Source organism: Novosphingobium meiothermophilum (assembly GCF_003171715.1).
GTDB lineage: Bacteria > Pseudomonadota > Alphaproteobacteria > Sphingomonadales > Sphingomonadaceae > Novosphingobium > Novosphingobium meiothermophilum.
This window is the reverse complement of sequence record NZ_QGHL01000014.1, coordinates 1-20,120: the sequence shown is the minus strand read 5'-3', so window position 1 is coordinate 20,120 and position 20,120 is coordinate 1. Positions and strand designations below refer to the sequence as shown.

17 protein-coding genes are annotated in these 20,120 nt (G+C 65.1%); 9 read left to right on the top strand and 8 right to left on the bottom strand.

What is annotated here, in order from left to right; genetic code table 11:
• Positions 1-7: 7 nt before the first annotated feature.
• From DKM43_RS12735 to DKM43_RS12725, 3 genes are read right to left on the bottom strand one after another with little or no spacing between them, the layout of a single operon-like run.
• On the bottom strand, positions 8-517 hold the full coding sequence (locus DKM43_RS12735; RefSeq protein WP_109798881.1) for an endonuclease domain-containing protein: 510 nt from the start codon (positions 515-517) through the stop codon (positions 8-10).
• Positions 514-1,995 carry a Fe-S cluster assembly protein SufB gene (sufB, locus tag DKM43_RS12730; RefSeq protein ID WP_109798880.1) on the bottom strand — a complete coding sequence of 494 codons (1,482 nt, stop codon included), beginning with the start codon at positions 1,993-1,995 and terminating at the stop codon, positions 514-516. The genes DKM43_RS12735 and sufB overlap by 4 nt, the downstream gene beginning before the upstream one ends.
• Positions 1,992-2,447, bottom strand: a complete 456-nt coding sequence (locus DKM43_RS12725) for an RrF2 family transcriptional regulator (protein ID WP_109798879.1) — start codon at positions 2,445-2,447, stop codon at positions 1,992-1,994. Before DKM43_RS12725 ends, sufB begins: the two co-directional genes overlap by 4 nt.
• Positions 2,448-2,922: 475 nt before the next feature.
• Between DKM43_RS12725 and DKM43_RS12720 the strand changes: the two genes are divergently transcribed.
• From DKM43_RS12720 to DKM43_RS12710, 3 genes are all read left to right on the top strand, one after another.
• Positions 2,923-3,972, top strand: a complete 1,050-nt coding sequence (locus DKM43_RS12720; protein ID WP_109798878.1) for a quinone-dependent dihydroorotate dehydrogenase — start codon at positions 2,923-2,925, stop codon at positions 3,970-3,972.
• A 10-nt stretch (positions 3,973-3,982) separates the two neighbouring features.
• A complete protein-coding gene (ggt, locus tag DKM43_RS12715; RefSeq protein WP_109798877.1) occupies positions 3,983-5,740 on the top strand; it encodes a gamma-glutamyltransferase in 1,758 nt (585 codons plus the stop codon).
• A 110-nt stretch (positions 5,741-5,850) separates the two neighbouring features.
• Complete coding sequence (locus DKM43_RS12710; RefSeq protein WP_109798876.1) at positions 5,851-7,683, top strand: AMP-dependent synthetase/ligase; 1,833 nt, start codon at positions 5,851-5,853, stop codon at positions 7,681-7,683.
• A 26-nt stretch (positions 7,684-7,709) separates the two neighbouring features.
• Here DKM43_RS12710 and DKM43_RS12705 read toward each other — a convergent pair whose 3' ends face one another.
• From DKM43_RS12705 to DKM43_RS12695, 3 genes are all read right to left on the bottom strand, one after another.
• On the bottom strand, positions 7,710-8,459 hold the full coding sequence (locus DKM43_RS12705; protein WP_109798875.1) for a LytR/AlgR family response regulator transcription factor: 750 nt from the start codon (positions 8,457-8,459) through the stop codon (positions 7,710-7,712).
• A gap of 12 nt (positions 8,460-8,471) precedes the next feature.
• Positions 8,472-9,896 (bottom strand): histidine kinase, encoded by a 1,425-nt coding sequence (locus DKM43_RS12700; protein ID WP_109798874.1) that lies wholly within the window; start codon positions 9,894-9,896, stop codon positions 8,472-8,474.
• 82 nt (positions 9,897-9,978) lie between these two features.
• Entirely contained in the window at positions 9,979-11,502 is a 1,524-nt protein-coding gene (locus DKM43_RS12695) for a fumarate hydratase (protein ID WP_109798873.1), read from the bottom strand.
• A 190-nt stretch (positions 11,503-11,692) separates the two neighbouring features.
• Here DKM43_RS12695 and DKM43_RS12690 point away from each other — a divergent pair, with 190 nt between their 5' ends.
• The 4 genes from DKM43_RS12690 (at position 11,693) to DKM43_RS12675 (ending at position 14,695) form a co-directional block, all read left to right on the top strand.
• Positions 11,693-12,316, top strand: a complete 624-nt coding sequence (locus tag DKM43_RS12690) for a protein-L-isoaspartate O-methyltransferase family protein (protein ID WP_109798872.1) — start codon at positions 11,693-11,695, stop codon at positions 12,314-12,316.
• Between the two features lie 5 nt (positions 12,317-12,321).
• Positions 12,322-13,791 carry a TolC family outer membrane protein gene (locus DKM43_RS12685; protein WP_109798871.1) on the top strand — a complete coding sequence of 490 codons (1,470 nt, stop codon included), beginning with the start codon at positions 12,322-12,324 and terminating at the stop codon, positions 13,789-13,791.
• A gap of 66 nt (positions 13,792-13,857) precedes the next feature.
• Positions 13,858-14,280 carry a DUF2497 domain-containing protein gene (locus tag DKM43_RS12680; RefSeq protein WP_109798870.1) on the top strand — a complete coding sequence of 141 codons (423 nt, stop codon included), beginning with the start codon at positions 13,858-13,860 and terminating at the stop codon, positions 14,278-14,280.
• A gap of 40 nt (positions 14,281-14,320) precedes the next feature.
• Positions 14,321-14,695: a (2Fe-2S) ferredoxin domain-containing protein gene (locus DKM43_RS12675; protein ID WP_109798928.1), complete on the top strand. Its 375-nt coding sequence runs from the start codon at positions 14,321-14,323 to the stop codon at positions 14,693-14,695.
• Here the strand turns inward: DKM43_RS12675 and DKM43_RS12670 are convergent.
• Complete coding sequence (locus tag DKM43_RS12670; RefSeq protein WP_109798869.1) at positions 14,692-15,354, bottom strand: GntR family transcriptional regulator; 663 nt, start codon at positions 15,352-15,354, stop codon at positions 14,692-14,694. The two genes, DKM43_RS12675 and DKM43_RS12670, sit on opposite strands and share 4 nt — an antisense overlap.
• Positions 15,355-15,460: 106 nt before the next feature.
• Entirely contained in the window at positions 15,461-17,986 is a 2,526-nt protein-coding gene (locus DKM43_RS12665) for a TonB-dependent receptor (protein WP_109798868.1), read from the bottom strand.
• A 334-nt stretch (positions 17,987-18,320) separates the two neighbouring features.
• Here DKM43_RS12665 and DKM43_RS12660 point away from each other — a divergent pair, with 334 nt between their 5' ends.
• Both DKM43_RS12660 and DKM43_RS12655 read left to right on the top strand, forming a co-directional pair.
• Positions 18,321-19,235 (top strand): hydroxymethylglutaryl-CoA lyase, encoded by a 915-nt coding sequence (locus DKM43_RS12660; protein ID WP_109798867.1) that lies wholly within the window; start codon positions 18,321-18,323, stop codon positions 19,233-19,235.
• Between the two features lie 7 nt (positions 19,236-19,242).
• Positions 19,243-20,120, top strand: an 878-nt coding sequence (locus DKM43_RS12655) for a hydantoinase/oxoprolinase N-terminal domain-containing protein (protein ID WP_145960524.1), incomplete at its 3' end; no start/stop codon positions are given.

Genomic DNA, 20,120 nt, shown 5'->3' with positions numbered 1-20,120 from the left:
CTGTCTTTCAACCGCGAACGGTGCGCTGCGGGCGGGCGCCGGAGCGCGTTTGGGAGGGTCGCTTGGGCCGGGCGGCGGCGCGCAGTTCGTCGTAGCGGGCCTTCATCTCGCGCAGGACAGCCGCGCAGGCGCCTTCGGGATCGCCGAGCACTTCGGCTGCATCATAGCGGATCACCTTGAGGCCGACTTCGGCAAGGCTGGCATCGCGGCGGCGCTCGATTTCCGGCGCCTCGCCCCGATCAAGCGCAACGACCAGCTTCAAGGGCTGGCTGGCGAAATCGACGATGGCCGAGCCGATCACGGCATAGCGCTTGAACCGGTATTTGCCGAGGTCTTCCTTGGCCAGTTCCTCTGCCAGCGCGACATGCGCCTCGTCCGGTTCGCGGCGAAGCTGGCGTGCACGATCATGGATCGCATCAAGGCGCGAGCCTGAAATGGCCCAGCCGCGCCCCTTCTTCTGGATCTTGGGCGCTTCGGCACGTTCGCCGACAGGGCGGATGGAGAGAGTCTTCTTCAACCGACCGATCCTTCAAGACTGATTCCGAGCAGCTTCTGCGCTTCCACGGCAAACTCCATCGGCAGTTGCTGGAGCACTTCGCGCGCGAAGCCGTTGACGATCAGGGCAACCGCGCTTTCCTGATCGAGGCCGCGCTGCATGGCGTAGAACAGCTGGTCGTCGCTGATCTTGCTGGTGGTGGCTTCGTGTTCGATCGTGGCGCTGGGGTTCTTCACCTCGATATAGGGCACGGTGTGCGCGCCGCATTCGGCTCCCAGCAGCAGGCTGTCGCACTGGGTGAAGTTGCGCACGCCTTCGGCCTGCGGGGCCACGCGGACGAGGCCGCGATAGGTGTTGTTGCTCTTGCCGGCCGAGATCCCCTTCGACACGATGGTCGAGCGCGACCCCTTGCCATTGTGGATCATCTTGGTGCCGGTATCGGCCTGCTGGTGGTTGTTGGTGACAGCGACCGAGTAGAACTCGCCCACCGAATCCTCGCCGTTCAGCACGCAGCTCGGATACTTCCACGTAATGGCCGAGCCGGTTTCCACCTGCGTCCACGAAACCTTGCTGCGCGCGCCCTGGCACAGCGCACGCTTGGTCACGAAATTGTAGATGCCGCCCCGGCCTTGCGCATCGCCGGGATACCAGTTCTGAACGGTGGAATACTTGATCTCGGCATCGTCGAGCGCGACGAGTTCCACCACGGCGGCGTGAAGCTGGTTTTCATCGCGTTGAGGGGCGGTGCAGCCTTCGAGATAGGACACGTAACTGCCCTTGTCCGCCACGATCAGGGTGCGTTCGAACTGCCCGGTGTTTTCCGCGTTGATGCGGAAATAGGTGGACAGCTCCATCGGGCAGCGCACGCCTTCGGGGATATAGACGAAGGTGCCGTCGGAAAAGACCGCGCAGTTCAACGTGGCGAAGAAGTTGTCGTGCATCGGCACGACCTTGCCCAGCCACTTCTTCACGAGGTCCGGATACTCGCGGATCGCTTCGGAGATCGAGCGGAAGATGACGCCCGCCGCTTCCAGTTCCTTGCGGAAGGTGGTGGCCACCGAAACGCTGTCGAACACCGCGTCGACCGCCACCTTGCGCGCGCCCTCCACGCCGGCGAGCACTTTCTGCTCTTCCAGCGGAATGCCCAGCTTTTCATAGACGCGCAGGATTTCCGGATCGACCTCGTCAAGGCTGCCGAGCTTGGGCTTGGCCTTGGGCGCGGCCCAGTAATAGGCTTCGTTGTAATCGATCGGGGGAATGTTCAGCTTGGCCCAGTCCGGCGTGGGCATGGTGAGCCAGTGGCGATAGGCCTTCAGGCGCCATTCCAGCATCCATTCGGGCTCGTCCTTCCTGGCCGAAATGAAGCGGACCGTCTCTTCCGACAGGCCCTTCGGCCCGTATTCCTGCTCTATGTCCGCAACCCAGCCATGCTCGTATTCGGCCACTCTGGCGGCAGCTTCGCGGGCAGCCTGATCCTTCACTTCCACGTTATCAGTCATGCCATAACCTCAGCCGACAATGCCGCTGCACCGGCAGGACGGGACAATTGGGTAAGCGGTATGCCCGCCAGCGCGCCGCGCAGCGCCGCATCCACGGCAGGCCAGTGCGGACGGACGGTGCAGGCGGCCTCAAGCGTGCAATCGTGCCGCCCATGCTCGCTGCACGGCGTCAGCGCAATGGGGCCTTCCACGGCCTCGACGATATCCGCCAAAGTGATAGCCGCCGCCGGGCGCGCCAGTTTCAGCCCGCCCCGCGCGCCGCGCACTGCCTTCAGCAGTCCGGCGGCAGAAAGCTTGCTGACCAGCTTCTGCACCGTTGGCGCAGGCAGACCGGTTTCATCGGCCAGTTGCTGGGCAGAGATGCGCTGCCCCGTGCCACCCGACAGACCGCAGTGGCGCGCGGCGGCGCTCATCGTGACAACGGCATAATCGGCCATGCTGGACAGGCGCATCGAACAGCTTTCCGGAACAGGCGATCTGCAAATCAGACCGAATCGTTCCGGTTATCTAGGCGCAGGGGCGGCATGGCACAAGAGCGCAACCATGCTCCCGGCAAAATCGCCCGGAAAGCCATCGTCAGACCTGCTGCCTCGGAAAAAAAGGGCGGCCGGCCCCGCAGGGTCATCGGCCGCCTTGAAAGTCAGGAACCCGATACATCACTGCACCGAGCCCTTCGGGTCGCAGCGCCTTCCTACCCGCAAAGAGCAGCAGGTGAATTGTATGGATTCGACAATCTCGGTGGCATTTGAGCAACATTGCCTGCACGTTCAATGACAATTGCTGTCAGAATCGAACAGAAGGCACTTGGAACCGGGCGAGACTCGTCGCAAAGACATCTTGAGAACCTTCACGCGCGCTTCACGCCGGACGGCTGCAACACTTGCGGCCCGGCGGTCGCGCCGTCCGCAGTACCGGAACCGTTTGCCTGTGTCGCTTTATTCGCTGCTGCGCCCGCTGATCTTCCGCATTCCCGCAGAACCCGCCCATCGCCTGACGATCAAGGCCCTGTCGCTTGCCCAACCGGGCGCGCCGCTTGCGCCCACGCCCAGTCTGGCCCAGCGAGTCGCGGGGATCGCCTTTCCCAATCCGGTGGGCATGGCGCCGGGCTTCGACAAGAACGCCGAAGTGCCCGATGCCATGCTGGCCATGGGCTTCGGCTTTGTCGAAGTGGGCACAGTCACCCCGCTGGCGCAGGAGGGCAACCCCAAACCGCGCCTGTTCCGTCTGGTCGAGGACCGCGCGGTCATCAACCGCATGGGCTTCAACAACGAAGGGGCGCAGGCTGTCACCAATCGCCTGATCCGCAGGCGGGAAACCGGCACAAACGGCCTGCCCGGCATTGTCGGCGTCAATATCGGCGCCAACAAGGATTCGGCCGACCGCATCGCCGATTATGCGCAGATGACCCGGCTGATGGCGCCGCTGGCATCCTATCTCACGGTCAATATCTCCTCGCCCAACACGCCCGGCCTGCGCGCGCTTCAGGATGAAGGCGCGCTGGCGGCGCTGCTCGATGCGGTGATCGAGGCGCGCGGCAACATTGCCGTGCCGATCTTCCTCAAGCTAGCGCCCGATCTGGAGCCGGCCGATATCGATGCGATCTGCCGCATCGCGCTGGAACGGCAGCTTGCCGCGCTGATCGTCTCGAACACCACGATCACGCGCCCGCCGCTGCGCTCGGTTCATGCCGGACAGGCCGGAGGGCTTTCAGGCGCCCCCTTGCGCGATCTGGCGCTCCAGCGGCTGCGCGATTTCCGCAAGGCGAGCGGCGGCGCCATTCCGCTGATCGGGGTGGGTGGAATCGCATCGACGGAAGACGCCTGGGCGCGCATCCGCGCCGGGGCCAGCCTGATCCAGATCTACAGCGCGATGGTCTATGAAGGACCGGGGCTGGCGCGCCGGATCGTCAAGGGGCTTGAAACAAAGGTGCGCGAAGCAGGGCTGACATCCATTGCCGAGGCGGTCGGCAGCGAATAGCACTGCCTGCATGACCCTGATCCAACCGCTTCACCTGCTGCCGCTATCGCTTGCCCTGCTTGCCGGGGCCTGCGTTCCCCCGCCCGATGCCGCAATCGCGCCGCCGCGCGCCACCCCGGTTGCCGATGCGCGCGATGGCGTGCCGCTTGATGGTCCGGGGCTGGTATCCGCCGCCGACCCCCGCGCCGCCGAAGCGGGCGCGCAGATTCTGCGCCTTGGCGGCAGCGCCACCGATGCTGCAATCGCCACGATGCTGGCGCTGACCGTGGTGGAGCCGCAAAGCTCTGGCATTGGCGGCGGGGGCTTCCTCGTTCTGGGCGATGCGGCGGGCGCGGTCGAGACCATCGACGGACGCGAGACTGCACCTGCCGCGGCCCATCCGCTGTGGTTTCATGTGGATGGGAAGCCGCTGGTCTGGCCTGATACCGTGATCGGCGGAAAAAGCGTGGGCGTGCCCGGCAATCTCAGGCTGGCGGCAATGGCGCACAACGAAAAGGGCCGCCTTTCATGGCGCACCCTGTTCCAGCCCGCCATTCGCCTGGCGCGCGACGGCTTTGCCATAACGCCGCGCCTGCAAACCATCCTGCGCGCGGCAAACCGCACAGGCGCCTTCGATCCGGCGGCACGCGCGCTGTTCTACGGCGCCGACGGCGAGCCGCTTCCCGTAGGCACCGTGGTGCGCAACCCCGCGCTGGCAGCCACGCTGGAGAGCATTGCCGCGCGCGGTGCCGACAGTTTCTATACCGGCGAGAACGCAACGAACCTTGCCGCCAAGGTCGGCACCGCGCCGCGCAATCCCGCGCCCATGACCACGGCCGATCTTGCTGCCTATCGCGCGGTGAGGCGCCCGGCGGTTTGCGGCGAATACCGCGCACACAGGATCTGCGGCATGGGGCCGCCCAGTTCCGGGGCCACCACCGTTTTCGCGATTCTCAAGCAGCTTGAACGCTTCGACATGAAGGCGCTTGGCCCGGCCAGCGTTACATCGTGGCATCTCATCGCCGAATCGCAGCGCCTCGCCTATGCCGACCGCGAACAGTATCTGGCCGATGCCGATTTCGTGCAGGTGCCGGTCAGGGGCCTCACCGATCCGGCCTATCTGGCACAGCGTTCGGCCCTGATCTCGGCGCAACGCGCCCTGCCCTCGGTCACAGCGGGCACCCCGCCCGGCGCCACGCTCGCCTTTGCGCGCCCCGCTCCGCAGGAAGAGCATGGCACCACCCATTTCGTCGCGGTGGACCGCTGGGGCAATGCTGCCAGCTATACCTCCACCATCGAAGGGCCTTTCGGTTCGGGACTGATGGTGGGCGGCTATTTCCTCAACAACGAGCTGACCGATTTCAACATCGTGCCCGACCGCAACGGCAAGCCCACCGCCAACCGCGTCGAAGGCGGCAAGCGCCCGCGCAGTTCGATGGCGCCCACGCTGATCTACGGGCCTGACGGACGGCTGCGGCTTGCCATCGGCGCGGCGGGCGGCACAACCATTCCCGCGCAGGTGGCCAAGGCCATCATCGGCGTGATCGACTGGGGCCTTTCCGCGCGCGATGCCATCGCCCTTCCGGTGATCTATGCCCCCGGCGGCAATGCTGTCTTCGTGGAGCAGGGCACCAGCCTCGAAGCCATGATTCCCGCGCTTCAGGCACTGGGCCACGCGCAGGTCACGGCCCGTTCCCCCTCGTTCAAGGCCAATGCCATCGAACTGGTGGGCGGGCGCTGGCGCGGGGCGGCCGACCCGCGCAGCGAGGGTGCGGCCGTTGCGCCCTGATTGTGCTGAACTGCCCTTGCGACACATGTTGCCGTAAGGGCAGCGGCCCACTAGGTTCACGCGCCTGATGATAACGCGGCCCGCCAAGGGCCGGGGGCGAGGAATCACACGTGCAGCTTTCCGATTTCGCAGGTTTCCCCAATCTGGTGGCGATGTTCCTTGATCGCGCGGATGCGCGCGGGGATGCGCCATTCCTCTCGGCCAAGCAGAACGGTCAGTGGCAGGCCATAAGCTGGGCCGAAGCGGCACGGCAGGTCTGCGTTCTGGCCGAGGCGCTGCGCGGGCTTGGCCTCAATCCCGGCGACCGTGTGGCGCTGGTCTCGGAAAACCGGCCTGAATGGTGCATCGCCGATCACGCGATCATGGCGGCAGGACTGGTCACGGTCCCGACCTATGTGACCAACACCGAACGCGATCATCTGCACATCCTCGAAAACTCCGGCGCGCGGGCGGTGATCGTCTCCACGGCCAGACTTTCGCAGCCGCTTCTGCCCGCTGCGCTGGCCGCGCCGGGGGTGGAACACGTGATCGGCATGGAGCCGCTGCGCCAGATGCAGGCGGGCAAGCTTTCGTTCCACGACTGGTCGGCGCTGATCTCAAGGGACGGGGCGGGCGGCGATGGCGCGGCGGCGCGGCGCACGGTGGATGCGCGGATCGCCGCAATCGGGCGGGACGATCTGGCCTGCATCATCTACACCAGCGGCACCGGCGGCAGCCCGCGCGGGGTGCGCCTGCACCATGGATCGATCCTGTGCAACGTGGCTGGCGCGGCGGAAATCCTCGCCAACGATTTCGGCTGGGGCGAAGAGGTGTTCCTCTCGTTCCTGCCGCTGTCCCACGCTTATGAACATACCGGCGGCCAGTTCCTGCCGATCGGCATGGGCGCGCAGATCTTCTATGCCGAAGGGCTGGAGAAGCTGGCCTCGAACATCGAGGAAGTGCGCCCGACCATCATGGTTGTGGTGCCGCGCCTGTTCGAGGTGCTGCGCACGCGCATCATGAAGCAGGTGGAAAAGCAGGGCAAGGTCGCCAACTACCTTATGGACCGGGCGCTGGCCATCGGCACGCGCAAGGCGGCCGGACGCGGGCGGCTGATCGATGCGCCAATGAATCTCATCCTCGAACGCACCCTGCGCCCCAAGATCCGCACCCGCTTCGGCGGCCGGATCAAGGCGATGGTATCGGGCGGCGCACCGCTCAATCCCGATGTGGGGGTGTTCTTCGATGCCATGGGCCTGACCATGCTCCAGGGCTATGGCCAGACCGAGGCTGGCCCCGTGATCTCGTGCAACCGGCCCAAGGTCGGCCTGAAGATGGATACCGTCGGCCCGCCGATGGAAGGTGTGGAGGTAAAGATCGCCGATGACGGCGAGATCCTCGTGCGCGGCGAACTGGTGATGCACGGCTACTGGCAGAACGAGGCCGAAACCCTGCGCGCCATCCCGCGCGAAGGGCCGAACGCAGGCTGGCTGCACACTGGCGACATCGGCCATCTCGACGCAAAGGGCCGCATCGTCATCACCGACCGCAAAAAGGACATGATCGTCAATGACAAGGGCGACAATGTCTCGCCGCAGCGGATCGAGGGCATGCTGACGCTCCAGCCGGAGATCGCGCAGGCCATGGTCTCAGGCGACAAGCGCCCCTACATCGTCGGGCTGATCGTGCCCGATGCGGAATGGGCGCTGGAATGGGCGCGTGCGCAGGGTGAAGCCTTCGACATGAAGGCGCTGCAGGATCTGCCAGCCTTCCGCAATGCCGTGCGCGCCGCGGTGGACCGGGTGAACAAGGATCTTTCGGTGATCGAAAGGGTGCGCCAGTTCACCTTCGCGGACGAGGCCTTCACCATCGAGAACGGCGAGATGACGCCCAGCATGAAGATCCGCCGCCACAAGATCCGCGAACGCTATGGCGCTAGGATCGACGCGCTCTACAAGGGCTGAAGCTCGGCAGAGAAAAGGTGTGCTGCTCAGCGGCCCGCCATTGCCTTGACCTTGGCCAGATAGGTCCGGCCGATGCGCTGCACCGTGCCATCGGCCAGTTCGGCCGACCAGACGCCAAGCCCGTCGTGGCGCAGCCCTGCGATACGATCGCGCCGCACGATGGTGGACCGGTGCAGCCGGATGAAGCGCTCCGGATCAAGACGCGCCTCCAGCCCGGCAATGGTGTGCAGCATGAGGTAGGAACGGCCCTGCCCGTTCTGGTGGCCTACGTGCAGGCGCACATAGTCGCGCTCGGCATCGATGCGTTCAAGATCGCTGGCTGCCACCCGGATCAGCTCCGAACGGTGCGGCACCCAGAACTCCTCTATCCATTCGCTATGCGGCTTTTCCGGTTCGAGCGAAACGGCCGGCGCTGCGCCGCGCCGCGTCTGCGCGCGCTCCACCGCCCGTTCCAGCCGGTCCTGCGCCACGGGCTTCAGGACATAGTCCACCGCCTCGCAATCGAAGGCCTCGACCGCGAAGTCATCATGCGCGGTCACGAAGACCACGGCGGGGCGATGCTCCTTGCCCGAAAGCGCCCGCGCCACACCGAGGCCGTCCACTTCCGGCATGGTGATATCGAGCAGCACGAGATCGGGGGCCAGCGCCTCGATCAGGCGAAGCGCCGCAGCGCCATCAGTGGCGGTGCCCGCCACCTGCAACGCGGGTATGCGCGCGCACAGGATCTGCATCCGCTCCACCGCCAGGGGTTCGTCATCGACAATCAGCGTCCGCACATCAGCTCCCCATCAGCATTCGTTGCGCACCAGCGGCATGGTCAGCACCGTGGCATAACCGCCTGCTGGCAGAGCGCCGCTTTCCACCCGGCCGACGCCTTCGCCAAAGCGCGCGGCAAGGCGGCTCCTCACGTTGGCGAGACCGATGCCGGTGCTGTCGATTGTCGCCGCATCCCGGCCCGGCGCTGCGACAGCTGCGGCGCCCGGACCGTCATCCGCCACGCTCAGCACCAGAAATCCTCCGGCCTCGCGCGCAGAAATGCGGATCGTGACCGGACGGGTCGTTGCCGAAACGCCATACTTGATCGAGTTCTCCACCAGCGGCTGGAGGATCATGCCGGGCACACAGGCGCTCAACAGCGGGGCGGGCACATCGAACTCGCAGACCAGCCGCTCCGGAAAGCGCACGGCCTCGATTTCCAGATAGTGCCGCTGAAGCGCGATTTCGTCCTCAAGCGGGACATCGGCCGTGGGATCGCCCGCCAGACTGTGCCGGTAGAAACGTGACAACGACTGGATCATGCGCTCGGCCTGCTCTGCCCGGCCCACCATGACCAGCGCCGAGAGCGAATTGAGCGCGTTGAACAGGAAGTGCGGGTTGACCTGATAGCGCAGCGAACGCAGTTCCGCCGCCTTCGCCGCCCGGCGATATTCGCCCTCTCGGTATTCGGCGGCGCGCAACTGTTCGCCGTTGCCCAGCGCAAGGTAGAGCGCGGCCCACGCGATCAGCAGGAAATAGCGGCCCAGCGCCACATCGGTAAGCTGCCGCCACAGCCCTTCCTTCTCGGCCAGCTTGCGGATCACCGAAACTGCCGGCGTCGCTGGCACCGGTCTGGCCGCATCCGCTGCGCTGCCGGACGGCGGCACCGGTGGCAGGGGCGCAGACGGGGTAGGCAACGGGCCAAGGCCCTCGTCCAGCACGTCGATCATCATGTTCCCGGCGGTATCGCGGCGAATGCTCACGGCGCCCCGGCCTTCCTTGCCGATGACCAGAACCTGCGATGAAGGCGCAGCCTTCGGAGAAGGTGCGGTCGGGGGCGCAGGCAGGGAAGGCAGTGCAGGTGCATCCTGCCGCAGCCTCGTCTCCTCTTCGGCCAGCTTTTCCAGAAGGCGCTGTTCCACTGGCGCGAAGGCCCACTGGTTGATCGCCGCAAGGGCCAGCGCGGCAGGCAGCATGATCACCAGCGCCGCCGCCACCCGCACTGACAGCGCACGGCCATCGAAGCGCCGCAGCAGCGGCCAGCAGGCCACCGTAACCACGATACCGGCCACGCTTACCAGCCCCCTCCGCCACAGGAGATCGGCAAAATCGCCCAGGTCCACTACCAGCCCGCGCACCGTGACCAGCAGGAAATAGCACAGCCACAGGGCCGCTGCCGAAAGGATAACCTGCCGGGCAGGCACGCGCGGGTTGGCGGGATCGAATGCTGCGCTCATTGCGGGTATGAGCCTAATGCCATTCCGCCCGACACACCATGACGGCGGTCGGGCGGAACATGCCGTTCATCGAAGCGAAAGGTTAGGCTGGCAGCAGGCCTTCCTCGGCAATCTTCTTCTTCCATACCAGCGGGGCAAGCTGGTGGACATTGCGCCCTTCGCTGTCGACCGCCACCGTCACGGGCATGTCCTCTACGGTGAACTCGTAGATGGCCTCCATGCCCAGATCCTCGAAGCCGACAACCCTCGACTGCTTGATCGCGCGGGCCACCAGATAGGCCGCGCCGCCCACCGCCATCAGATAGGCGCTCTTGTGGTTGGCGATGGACTGTGTGGCAGCCGGGCCGCGTTCGGCCTTGCCCACGCAGGCTAGGAGGCCCTGCTCCAGCATCATGTCCATGAACTTGTCCATGCGCGTCGCGGTGGTCGGGCCGGCCGGACCAACCACTTCATCGCGCACCGGATCGACCGGGCCGACGTAGTAGATCACCCGACCCCGGAAATCGACCGGCAGCGGCTCACCCTTGGCCAGCATGTCCTGAATGCGCTTGTGCGCGGCATCGCGGCCCGTCAGCATCCGCCCGTTGAGCAGCAGACGATCGCCCTGCTTCCAGCTCTGCACTTCCTCGGCCGTCAGCGTATCGAGGTTGACCCGCTTTGCCGCCGAATCCGGCGCCCAGTGGACCTTGGGCCATTCATCAAGGTTCGGGCGTTCGAGATAGGTCGGCCCCGAACCGTCGAGCACGAAGTGCGCGTGGCGCGTGGCCGCGCAGTTGGGAATCATCGCCACCGGCTTGCCCGCGGCATGGCAGGGTGCATCCATGATCTTCACGTCAAGGATCGTCGAAAGGCCGCCCAGGCCCTGCGCACCGATACCCAGCGCGTTGACCTTGTCGAAAATCTCGATGCGCAGTTTCTCGATGTCGTTCTGTGGCCCGCGCTGCTTGAGCTGGGCCATGTCGATCGGCTCCATCAGCGCCTTCTTGGCAAGGAGCACGCAGTGTTCGGCGGTGCCGCCGATACCGATGCCGAGCATTCCCGGCGGGCACCAGCCCGCGCCCATCTGCGGGAGCATCTCGATCACCCAGTCCACGATCGAATCGCTGGGATTCATCATCTTGAACTTCGACTTGTTCTCGCTGCCGCCGCCCTTGGCGGCCACGTCGACGACGACCTTGTTGCCCTTGACCATCTCCACGTGCAGGACGCAGGGCGTGTTGTCGCGAGTGTTCCGGCGCGTGAAGGCCGGGTCGGCCAGAACCGATGCGCGCAGCTTGTTGTCGGGGTTCAGATAGGCGCGGCGCACGCCTTCATCGACCACGTCCTGCAGGGAAAGGTCGGATTCAAGGCGGCAGTCCTGCCCCCACTTGATGAACACGTTGACGATGCCGGTATCCTGGCAGATCGGACGGTGGCCTTCGGCGCACATCCGGCTGTTGGTGAGGATCTGCGCGATGGCGTCCTTGGCCGCCGGTCCCTGCTCGGCCTCATAGGCTGCGCCCAGGGCACGGATATAGTCCATCGGGTGGAAGTAGCTGATGTATTGCAGCGCATCCGCCACGCTCTCGATCAGGTCGGCTTCCTTGATCGTCACCATTTCGGCCATTTTAGGATTTCCTTCAAAGCCCAAGAAACTGCAAACGCCCCTTACGCTTCGACGAGCGACATGCAAATCCCTTGGCCAAATCCCTTGGAAAGGGCACATCGATAATCTACAGGCTCCTGCCATTGGATCACCTGGGAACGCGGCCCCGCACGGGGTCTTGCGCGTCCGTCTAGCGAAGATGAGGGTTCGAATGACCGTGGTTGAAGATCGCCCGGCTGCTGCAAACAACGCTGCCGCAGACAGTTCGGCCGCAGACTTTCAGGTTGCCCGCCGCGCGATGATCGACAGCCAGCTCCGCGTGAGCGGCGTCAATTCGCCTGCCATTCTTGCCGCCTTCGCGGCCGTCCCGCGCGAGGATTTCGTCCCCGCAGAACGCCGCGCTGTGGCCTACATGGACCGGGCGGTTCCGCTGGGAGAGGGCAAGGTGCTCTCGCCTGCGCTCACATATGGCCAGATGCTGGAAGCAGCAGTGCCGACCACTGCCGATTCGGTGCTCGTGCTCTCGCCCAACGGCTATCTCGCCGCGCTTGCCGAGCAACTGGCCGGCACCACGGTCCGCGCCGACAGCCTCGCCGATGCCAAGGGCGGTCCCTATTCGCTGATCCTGATCGACGGGGCAGCAGAAGTCCTGCCCGATGCGCTTGCGGCCCTGCTGGCCGATGATGGCCGCATCGTCTGCGGCATCGTTGACCGCGGTGTCACCCGGCTCGCCCTTGCCCGCAAGGCCGCAGGCAGGGTGGTGGCCACAGCGCTTGCCGATGCCGATTTCGCGGTGCTGCCCGAATACGCCGCGCCCAAGACCTGGAGCTTCTGATACCCATGACCCGGACCATGGCGCTGCGTCTGCTGCTGGCGGCCAGCGCCGCCACGGTTGCGGCCTCCCCGCTTGTCATCGGCGCCGCCCGTGCAGACGATCTGCGCGACGCGCTTGTCAGCGCATACAATTCCAATCCCACCCTTCAGGCTGCCCGCGCCAACCAGCGCGCCACCGATGAAGGCGTGCCGATCGCCCGCGCACGCGCCCTGCCCAGCCTCAATGGGCAGGCGAACTATACCAAGATCCTCAAGCCCAATACTGCCTCGTTCCTCGTGGCAGACTGGTCGGCGAACGTGGACGTCAGCCTTGGCCTGCCGATCTATTCGGGCGGGTCGGTCAAGAACGCCCTGCGCGCCGCCAAGACCCGCGTCGAAGCCGGACAGGAAGACCTGCGCGCCACCGAATCGGGCGTGTTCAGCGATGTCGTCGCCGCCTACATGGACGTGATCCGCGACAGCGCGATCGTGGAACTCAACCGCAACAATGTCGGCGTGCTTGAAGTGAACCTCAAGGCGACGAGCGACCGCTTCGAGATCGGCGACGTGACGCGCACCGACGTTGCGCAGTCCAATTCGCGCCTTGCGCTGGCGAAGGGCGAATTGCGCAATGCCGAGGTCAACCTTGTTGCCAGCCGAGAACGCTTCATCCAGATCGTCGGCAAGGCGCCGACAAACCTTGCGCCGCCCCCGCCCCTGCCGGGCCTGCCCGATACGCCTGACGCTGCGGTGGACTTTGCGCTTGAGAACAACCCCGATCTGATTGCCGCACGCGAACGCAGCAAGGCGGCCGGGTTCGACGTGAAAGTGGCCGAAGCAGCCGCAAAGCCCACGGTGTCGCTGTCCTCCAGCACCAGCTATCAGGCGTTTCAGGGCAGCTTTCAAGGCTCCGGGCAAGTGCTGCGGCAAGGCATCACCACTGCCCAGGCGGGCGTGAACGTGCGCGTGCCGCTGTTCCAGGGTGGTGGCCCCGCGGCCCAGACCCGCCAGGCCCAGGCGCGCGAATCAGCCTCGCTCGAACAGGAAATCGGGGTTGAGCGGCAGGTCATCGCTGCGGTCCGTTCGGCCTTCGCATCGTGGAAGGCCGCGAACGAAATCATCGCCATGAACCAGACAGCGGTCGATGCCGCCGCACTCAGCCTCGAAGGAGTGCGCGCCGAAAACACCGTGGGCAACCGAACCATCCTCAACATTCTCGATGCCGAGCAGGAACTCCTGCGGGCGCAGGTGCAGCTCGTGGCGGCGCGGCGCAATGCCTATGTCGCGGGCTTCAACCTGCTGGCGGCCATGGGCAAGGCGGATGCCGACGATCTGGGCCTTGATGGCGGCACGCTCTACGATCCGCAGGAAAACTACGAGCGCGTGCGCCACCGCATCTGGGACTGGGACAGCGATCCCCAGCCGAAGGCCGTGTCCACGCGCACCGTTGACACGCCCGCGCAGGATGCGACAATCGCGCCTGCACCGATGCGCTGAGACAGGCCGCGCGGCACGTCGCAGAAGGATTGGCGGCAACAGGGAAGCTAGAGGGGCAAGTGTGCAATGCGTCAGGCCGGTGAACCGTCTGTCGAGGAAATCCTCGAATCGATCAAGAAGGTGATCGCGCGTGACAGCCGGGCCGATCTGGCCGCGCGGTCCCGGCCTGGCCCCGTCGCTGAAGCCCGCCCCGTGCCGCGTGCCGACGTTCTCGAACTGACCGAAACCGCCGATGCGGACGAGGAAGACGGCGGCCTTATCGCCGATACTGCCGCCACCGCCATGCGCGAATCGCTCGCGGCGCTCTCCATGCTGGCCCAGCCGGGCGCTGCACCGCAGATCGTTCGCTCTGGCGAAACCTCGCTGGAGGGGCTGGTGCGCGATCTCTTGAGGCCGATGCTGGCCGATTGGCTGGACCGCAATCTGCCGGCCATGGTCGAACGCATGGTCGCCGCCGAAATCGCCCGGATTGCGGGCAAGCGCGGTTGAAGCCGCGCCGCCCGGCGTTGCCCTTGCAGGGACCAGTGGCGTGACTGCATCGCCCGAAGACATCCGGCAGGCGGAAGCCGCGCTTGAAAAGCTGGGCGGGTTCAATCCGCAGCGGCACATCCTGCTCTGCGCTGGCCCCGAAAAGGACAAATGCGCGCCGCGCAGCGTGGGCGACGAGGCGTGGAACTACCTCAAACGCCGCATGGGCGAACTCAAGCTGGGCGGAGCGCAAGGCATCCTGCGCAACAAGGTGGGCTGCCTGAGAGTTTGCATCGCCGGGCCGGTAGCGGTCGTCTATCCCGACAATGTCTGGTATCATTCCTGCACACCGGCAGTGCTGGAACGCATCCTTCAGGAACATGTGATCGGCGGCGTGCCAGTCGAGGAATACCGCCTGAAACCCCCGGCGGCCTAAGCCTGAGGCGCCTCTGCGCCCTGCCGCATCGCGCGATAGACGCTGGCCGCGCGGCGAATGTGCGTGTTGGCAACGGCGCGAGCCCAGTCTGCGTCGTGCAACTCGAAGGCGCTCACCAGATCGCGATGGTCACGCTGGCTCTGCTCCATGTCCGCCCGCGAATACTGCTCGGCAGTGCGGTGCACCACGATCTGGCTGACGACGAACTTCATCAGTTGCGCCAGCCGCTCCGACTGTGCGGCGGCAAGGATCACGTCATGAAAATGGCGGTTGCCTTCGACAAAACCGGAAACATCAGGGCCGCCGGGCGCGGCAATTGCGCGGTCTATGAAATCACAGTGCGCGCGCAAACGGGCGATCTGATCGTCGGTGATGAGCCTTGCTGCGCGCGAGGCGCAATGGCTTTCCAGCATGGCGCGCAAGGTGAACAGCTCTTCGTCGTCATCGTCCGACCAGACAGGCACGAAAACCCGGTTCGTGTCGGAGCGCTGGAGCAGCATCTCCGCCACAAGTTCGGCAATCGCCTCGCGCACCGGGGTGCGCGAAAGGCCGCAATATTGCGCGAACTCGTCTTCCGGCACGAACTGGCCTGCCGGAAAATGGCCTGAAAGAATGCCTGCGCGGATCTTGCGATAGGCTTCCTGCGAGGCTTTGGACACGTCAGCTCCTGCGTCATGCGGGCAAGGACAGGCCGGTCAACCTGCCCTTGCCTGCGGGCCTTTTGAGCCGGGCCTTTTCAGGCTGGCCTTCTTCTGTCGGGCCTCATCAGAATGTAGCGCCCACTTCAACCCCGATCAGGCGGCGCGCGCCGGGAGTGATGAACGATCCGCCAAATTCGATCGCCGGAATCACTTCGGACACATAGCGCCGGTCCAGCAGGTTGTCGGCAAAGACGGCAATGCGATAGCGGTCCATGTTGATCCCCGCGCGCAGATTCAGGACGCCGAAGGCATCACGCTGCGCCACGTCATAGCGCGCATTCCCGACGAAGCCGGGCAGCGCCAGCGCCGAAATCGGAAGCAGGCCGGTAAACAGCGTCGGGCGCTCCTGATCCTGCACCGAATGGAACCACGTCGGCCCGGTGATGCGATAGTCGGCGCGCAGGAGCAGCTTGGCGCTGTCGCTCAGCGGCGCGTTGATCTCGGTGCCGAGGTTGATCGTCCAGTCCGCCGTATAGGGCGACTTGTTGCCCACCGTATAGGGCCGCGAACGGTTCTTCTTGATCTCGCTGTCGGTCACGTTGAACGAGCCGAAGACCTTCCAGCCATCGATGATCTTGCCGGAAAGGTTCAGTTCCGCGCCCTTGATGTCCACGCGGTCGATGTTCGAGACGACGCGCAGCAGGCCGAAGCCGCCAACGAAGAACTCGAAGAACTGCATATCGGTGACGCGGGTGTAATATCCGGCAAGATCGAAGGTGATGCGGCCATCCCACAGCTCGCCCTTCACGCCGCCCTCGAACGCGCTCGACCGCTCCTTGCGATACTGATCGTCAATGGTGACGCCGGCATTGATGAACTGGTTGAAGTTCTGGTTCACCACGGCGGACGAGCCCTGGTTGTTGAACCCGCCCGATTTGAACCCGATGCCCCAGTTGGCATAGAGGTTGAGTGTCGGCATCGGCCGATAGCTCAGCGTGACCTTGGGCTGAAGCTGCTTGAACGTGGCGTTCTGCGGCTGGAACGCGCCGAAGGCCAGGCCGGGGTTGATCGGCCCGCCGGTGAACGGATCAAGCACGTTGGGCACCAGCGAATTGGCAGCGCGGTCCTCGATGTCATAGCGCAGTGCCAACCCGGCGGTGAACTGTTCCGACGGCTTCCATTCCGCCGCGCCGAACGCAGCATAGACATTGGTGCGGAACTTGTCGGCCAGCAGCAGCGAGGTGGGATTGGCCGAGTTGGGCGCGTTGTAGAGCTGCTTGATCACGCCCTGCCCGGTATCGGCGCCAAGGCTGACCCCGGTCTTGCGGTTGATGTGCAGGAAGTAGGCGCCAAGCTGCCAGGTCAGCGGGCCGTCATCGTTCGACAGCAGGCGCAGTTCGGCGCTGATGTCTTCCTGTTCGCGCAGCTGGTATTGCGTGCCGTCGCAGGTCGTCGGGCTGTATGGGCCGAAGGTGGAACCGTTGGCGGGCGCAAAGATGAAGGGCACCGGAATCTGGCCGATGAAGCCCGGCTGGTTGACCGGATAGCCCGTGAGCGCTGCCGTGCTGGAGAAGCAGCTTGCCACCGAGGAGTTCACGGCCGGATCGGCATTGCTGATGAAGCGCGCGAAATCGGCCGAAGTGCCGTCGGCCACCAGATCCTGCTTGACGTCGGAATAGAGCGCCCAGGCCGCCACCTTCATGCCATTGCCGAACTCGTGATCGAGCTTGATCGAGGCATCGAAGCTCTTCTGGTCGTTGGTGGCGCGGATGTTGTTGTAGAAGTTGAACTGGTGCTTGTTCACGTCCTCGTAGAAGGCCGGGTTCACGGCCGCGAACAGCGGGAGGTGGAACGAGGCATTGAACGGCAGCGAGGCGCCGCTGAACTCGGCATAGCGGGCCTTCACGTCAACCTGCGTGGCCGTGCCCTGTCCGAACATCAGGCGGCCATCGACCGACCAGTTCTTCTTGTCGTCGACCGTCTTGGAATTGCCCAGAAACGCATTGCGCCACCAGCCATCGGTCTGGAAATAGTATCCCGAAAGCACGAAGCCGACATTTTCGGCAATCGGCCCGGCGATGTAGCCGGTCGCCTCGACCGTGTTCTCGTTGGCATAGCTGGCGCGAAGCCCGCCGCTGAGGGTTTCGGTGGGCTTCTGCGTTTGCAGCACGATGGCGCCTGCCGCAGCATTGCGGCCATAAAGCGCGCCCTGCGGACCTTTCAGGATTTCAACCTGGGTCAGCGTGCCCTGCGGCTGGTTGAGCTGGGCGGTATTGGTCTTGAGGATGCCGTCCACCACCAGCGCCACCGAACTTTCGGCATCGCGCGCGCCGTTGATCCCGCGGATGTTGATCTGCGTGTCACCTGCTTCGGCGGTGCCGGTCACGATCGTCACGCCGGGGGTGAGCTGGGTGAAGTCCTCGGCCTTGACCGCACCGGTATTCTGGAGCGCGCTGGCCGTCAGCACCGAAACCGAGGCCGGGACATCCTGCAACCGCTCGTTCTGGCGGCGGGCGGTGACGATGATCGCATCGCCGGCTTCATCGGCGCCCGTCGCATCCTGCGGGGCTTCCTGCGCAAAGGCAGGCGCAGCACTGGCTGCCAGCAGACCAAGCACGGCGGTGTTCAACAGAAGACGGGTGGCACGCATTCTCAAACCTCCCTTTCGATCCGGCAGCGGCGGCGCATCCCGCGCGAACTCACCGGATACCCTTTTCAAAGATGCACATCACAAACCCGGCAGGCGTTCGGGCTTTCACCCCCCTCTTGACGCCTGCTTGTCGTAGAGGCAGCTTATTGTATACAAACTCGATTGGTCAAGGCACGAAGATTCCTGCACCTATGGGCAGGTTTCAGGGTGTTGGCCATTGGTCACACAGTAATTTTGCATACGATCCGATTTTGCATCTGAAACGAAAAGCGAGAGCGATGATACCGGCGCGCCACCCCTTTCCCGAAGACCCCAGCCATGTCGGACCCGCGGCATGAGCGGGCGCAGGATCGGCTTCGTCGAAGTTGGCCCGCGCGACGGGCTGCAGAATGAAAAGACGCTCGTCTCGACAGCCGACAAGCTGGAGTTGATCCGCCGCAGCATTGCCGCGGGCGCGCGGCGCATCGAAGTGACGAGCTTCGTCAATCCCAAGCGCGTGCCGCAGATGGCCGATGCCGAAGCGGTTTGCGCCGGGCTGCCCGATGCGGCCGGGGTCAGCTACATCGGGCTGGTGATGAATGCGAAGGGGGCGGAGCGGGCGATTGCCACCGGGCGCCTGCATGAACTCGGCGCCGTGTGTGTCTCGACCGACGGCTTTGCCATTGCCAATCAGGCGCAGACCAGCGACGAATCGCTGACGGCGGCCAGCAGCATCATCGCCATGGCAAAGGCGGCCGGGCTGAAGGGGCAGGTCACGATCGGCGCTTCGTTCGGCTGCCCGTTCGAAGGCGAGGTGAGCGAAGACCGCGTGGTCGCCATGGCAGCCGCGCTTGCCAAGGCCGATCCGGCCGAAATCGCGCTGGCCGACACCATCGGTGTGGCCGATCCGGCGCACGTGTCCCGCCTTGTGAAGCGCGTGGTGCAGGCCATTGCCCCTCTGCCGGTGCGGGTTCATTTCCACAACACGCGCGGCACGGGCAACGCCAATGTCTGGGCGGCGATCGAAGCGGGCGCGAGCGTTGTGGACGCTGCGCTCGGCGGCCTTGGCGGCTGTCCTTTTGCGCCGGGCGCCGCCGGCAACGTCGCCAGCGAGGACGTGGTCTATATGCTGCACCGCGCAGGCGTGGACACCGGCATGGACCTTGCGCAACTGATCGAGGCCAACCGCTGGCTGTCCGGCGTGATGGACCGCAAGCTTCCTGCAATGGTGGCCCAGGCACCTGCATTTCCGAAATCTGTCCAGGAGTAACCGAACAATGGGCTATCGCCTTGGCGTCGATGTCGGCGGCACTTTCACCGATCTCCTGCTGTTCGATACCGCGAGCAGCACATTCTGGCGGCACAAGACGCCATCCACCCCGCACGACAGTTCGGAAGGCATCCTGAACGGCGTGAGCGCGATCTGCGAGAAAGCCGGGATCACGCCGGGCGATATCGACTATTTCCTGCACGGCACCACGGTTGCCACCAATGCCGTGCTCGAAGGCAAGGGCGCGCGCGTCGGCCTCGTCACCACAGAAGGCTACCGGCACATCATGCAGATTGCCCGCAGTTTCGTGCCGGGCGGGCTTGCCGGATGGATCGTCTGGCCCAAGCCGCAGCCGCTGGCCGCCCTTGAGGATACGGTCACGATCAGGGGCCGGATCAGTGCCGAAGGCAAGGAGATCCGCCCGATCGACGATGCCGATATCCGCACCCAGATTTCGGTGCTCAAGGCCAACGGTGTGGAAGCGATCACCGTCAGCCTCATCAATGCCTATGCCAACGGCGCGCACGAACGGCGTGTGGGCGAACTTGTCGCCGAAATCATGCCGGGCGTTCCGGTCTCGCTCAGCCACGAAGTCCTGCCGGAAATGCAGGAGTATGAACGCACCCTCACCACCGTGGCCAATGCCGCCGTGCGCCCGGTCGTGGGCAAGTATGTCTCGAACCTGCGCTCGCGCCTTGCCGAAGCGGGCATGAACGGCAAGCTTTCGCTGCTGCGCTCCGACGGCGGATTGATGAGCGCCGAGAAGGCCGAGGAGCACCCGGTCAACATCCTCATGTCTGGCCCGGCGGGCGGGGTGACGGGCGCGATCTGGGTGGGGCGCAACGCGGGCATCCGCAACATCCTCACCCTCGATGTCGGCGGCAC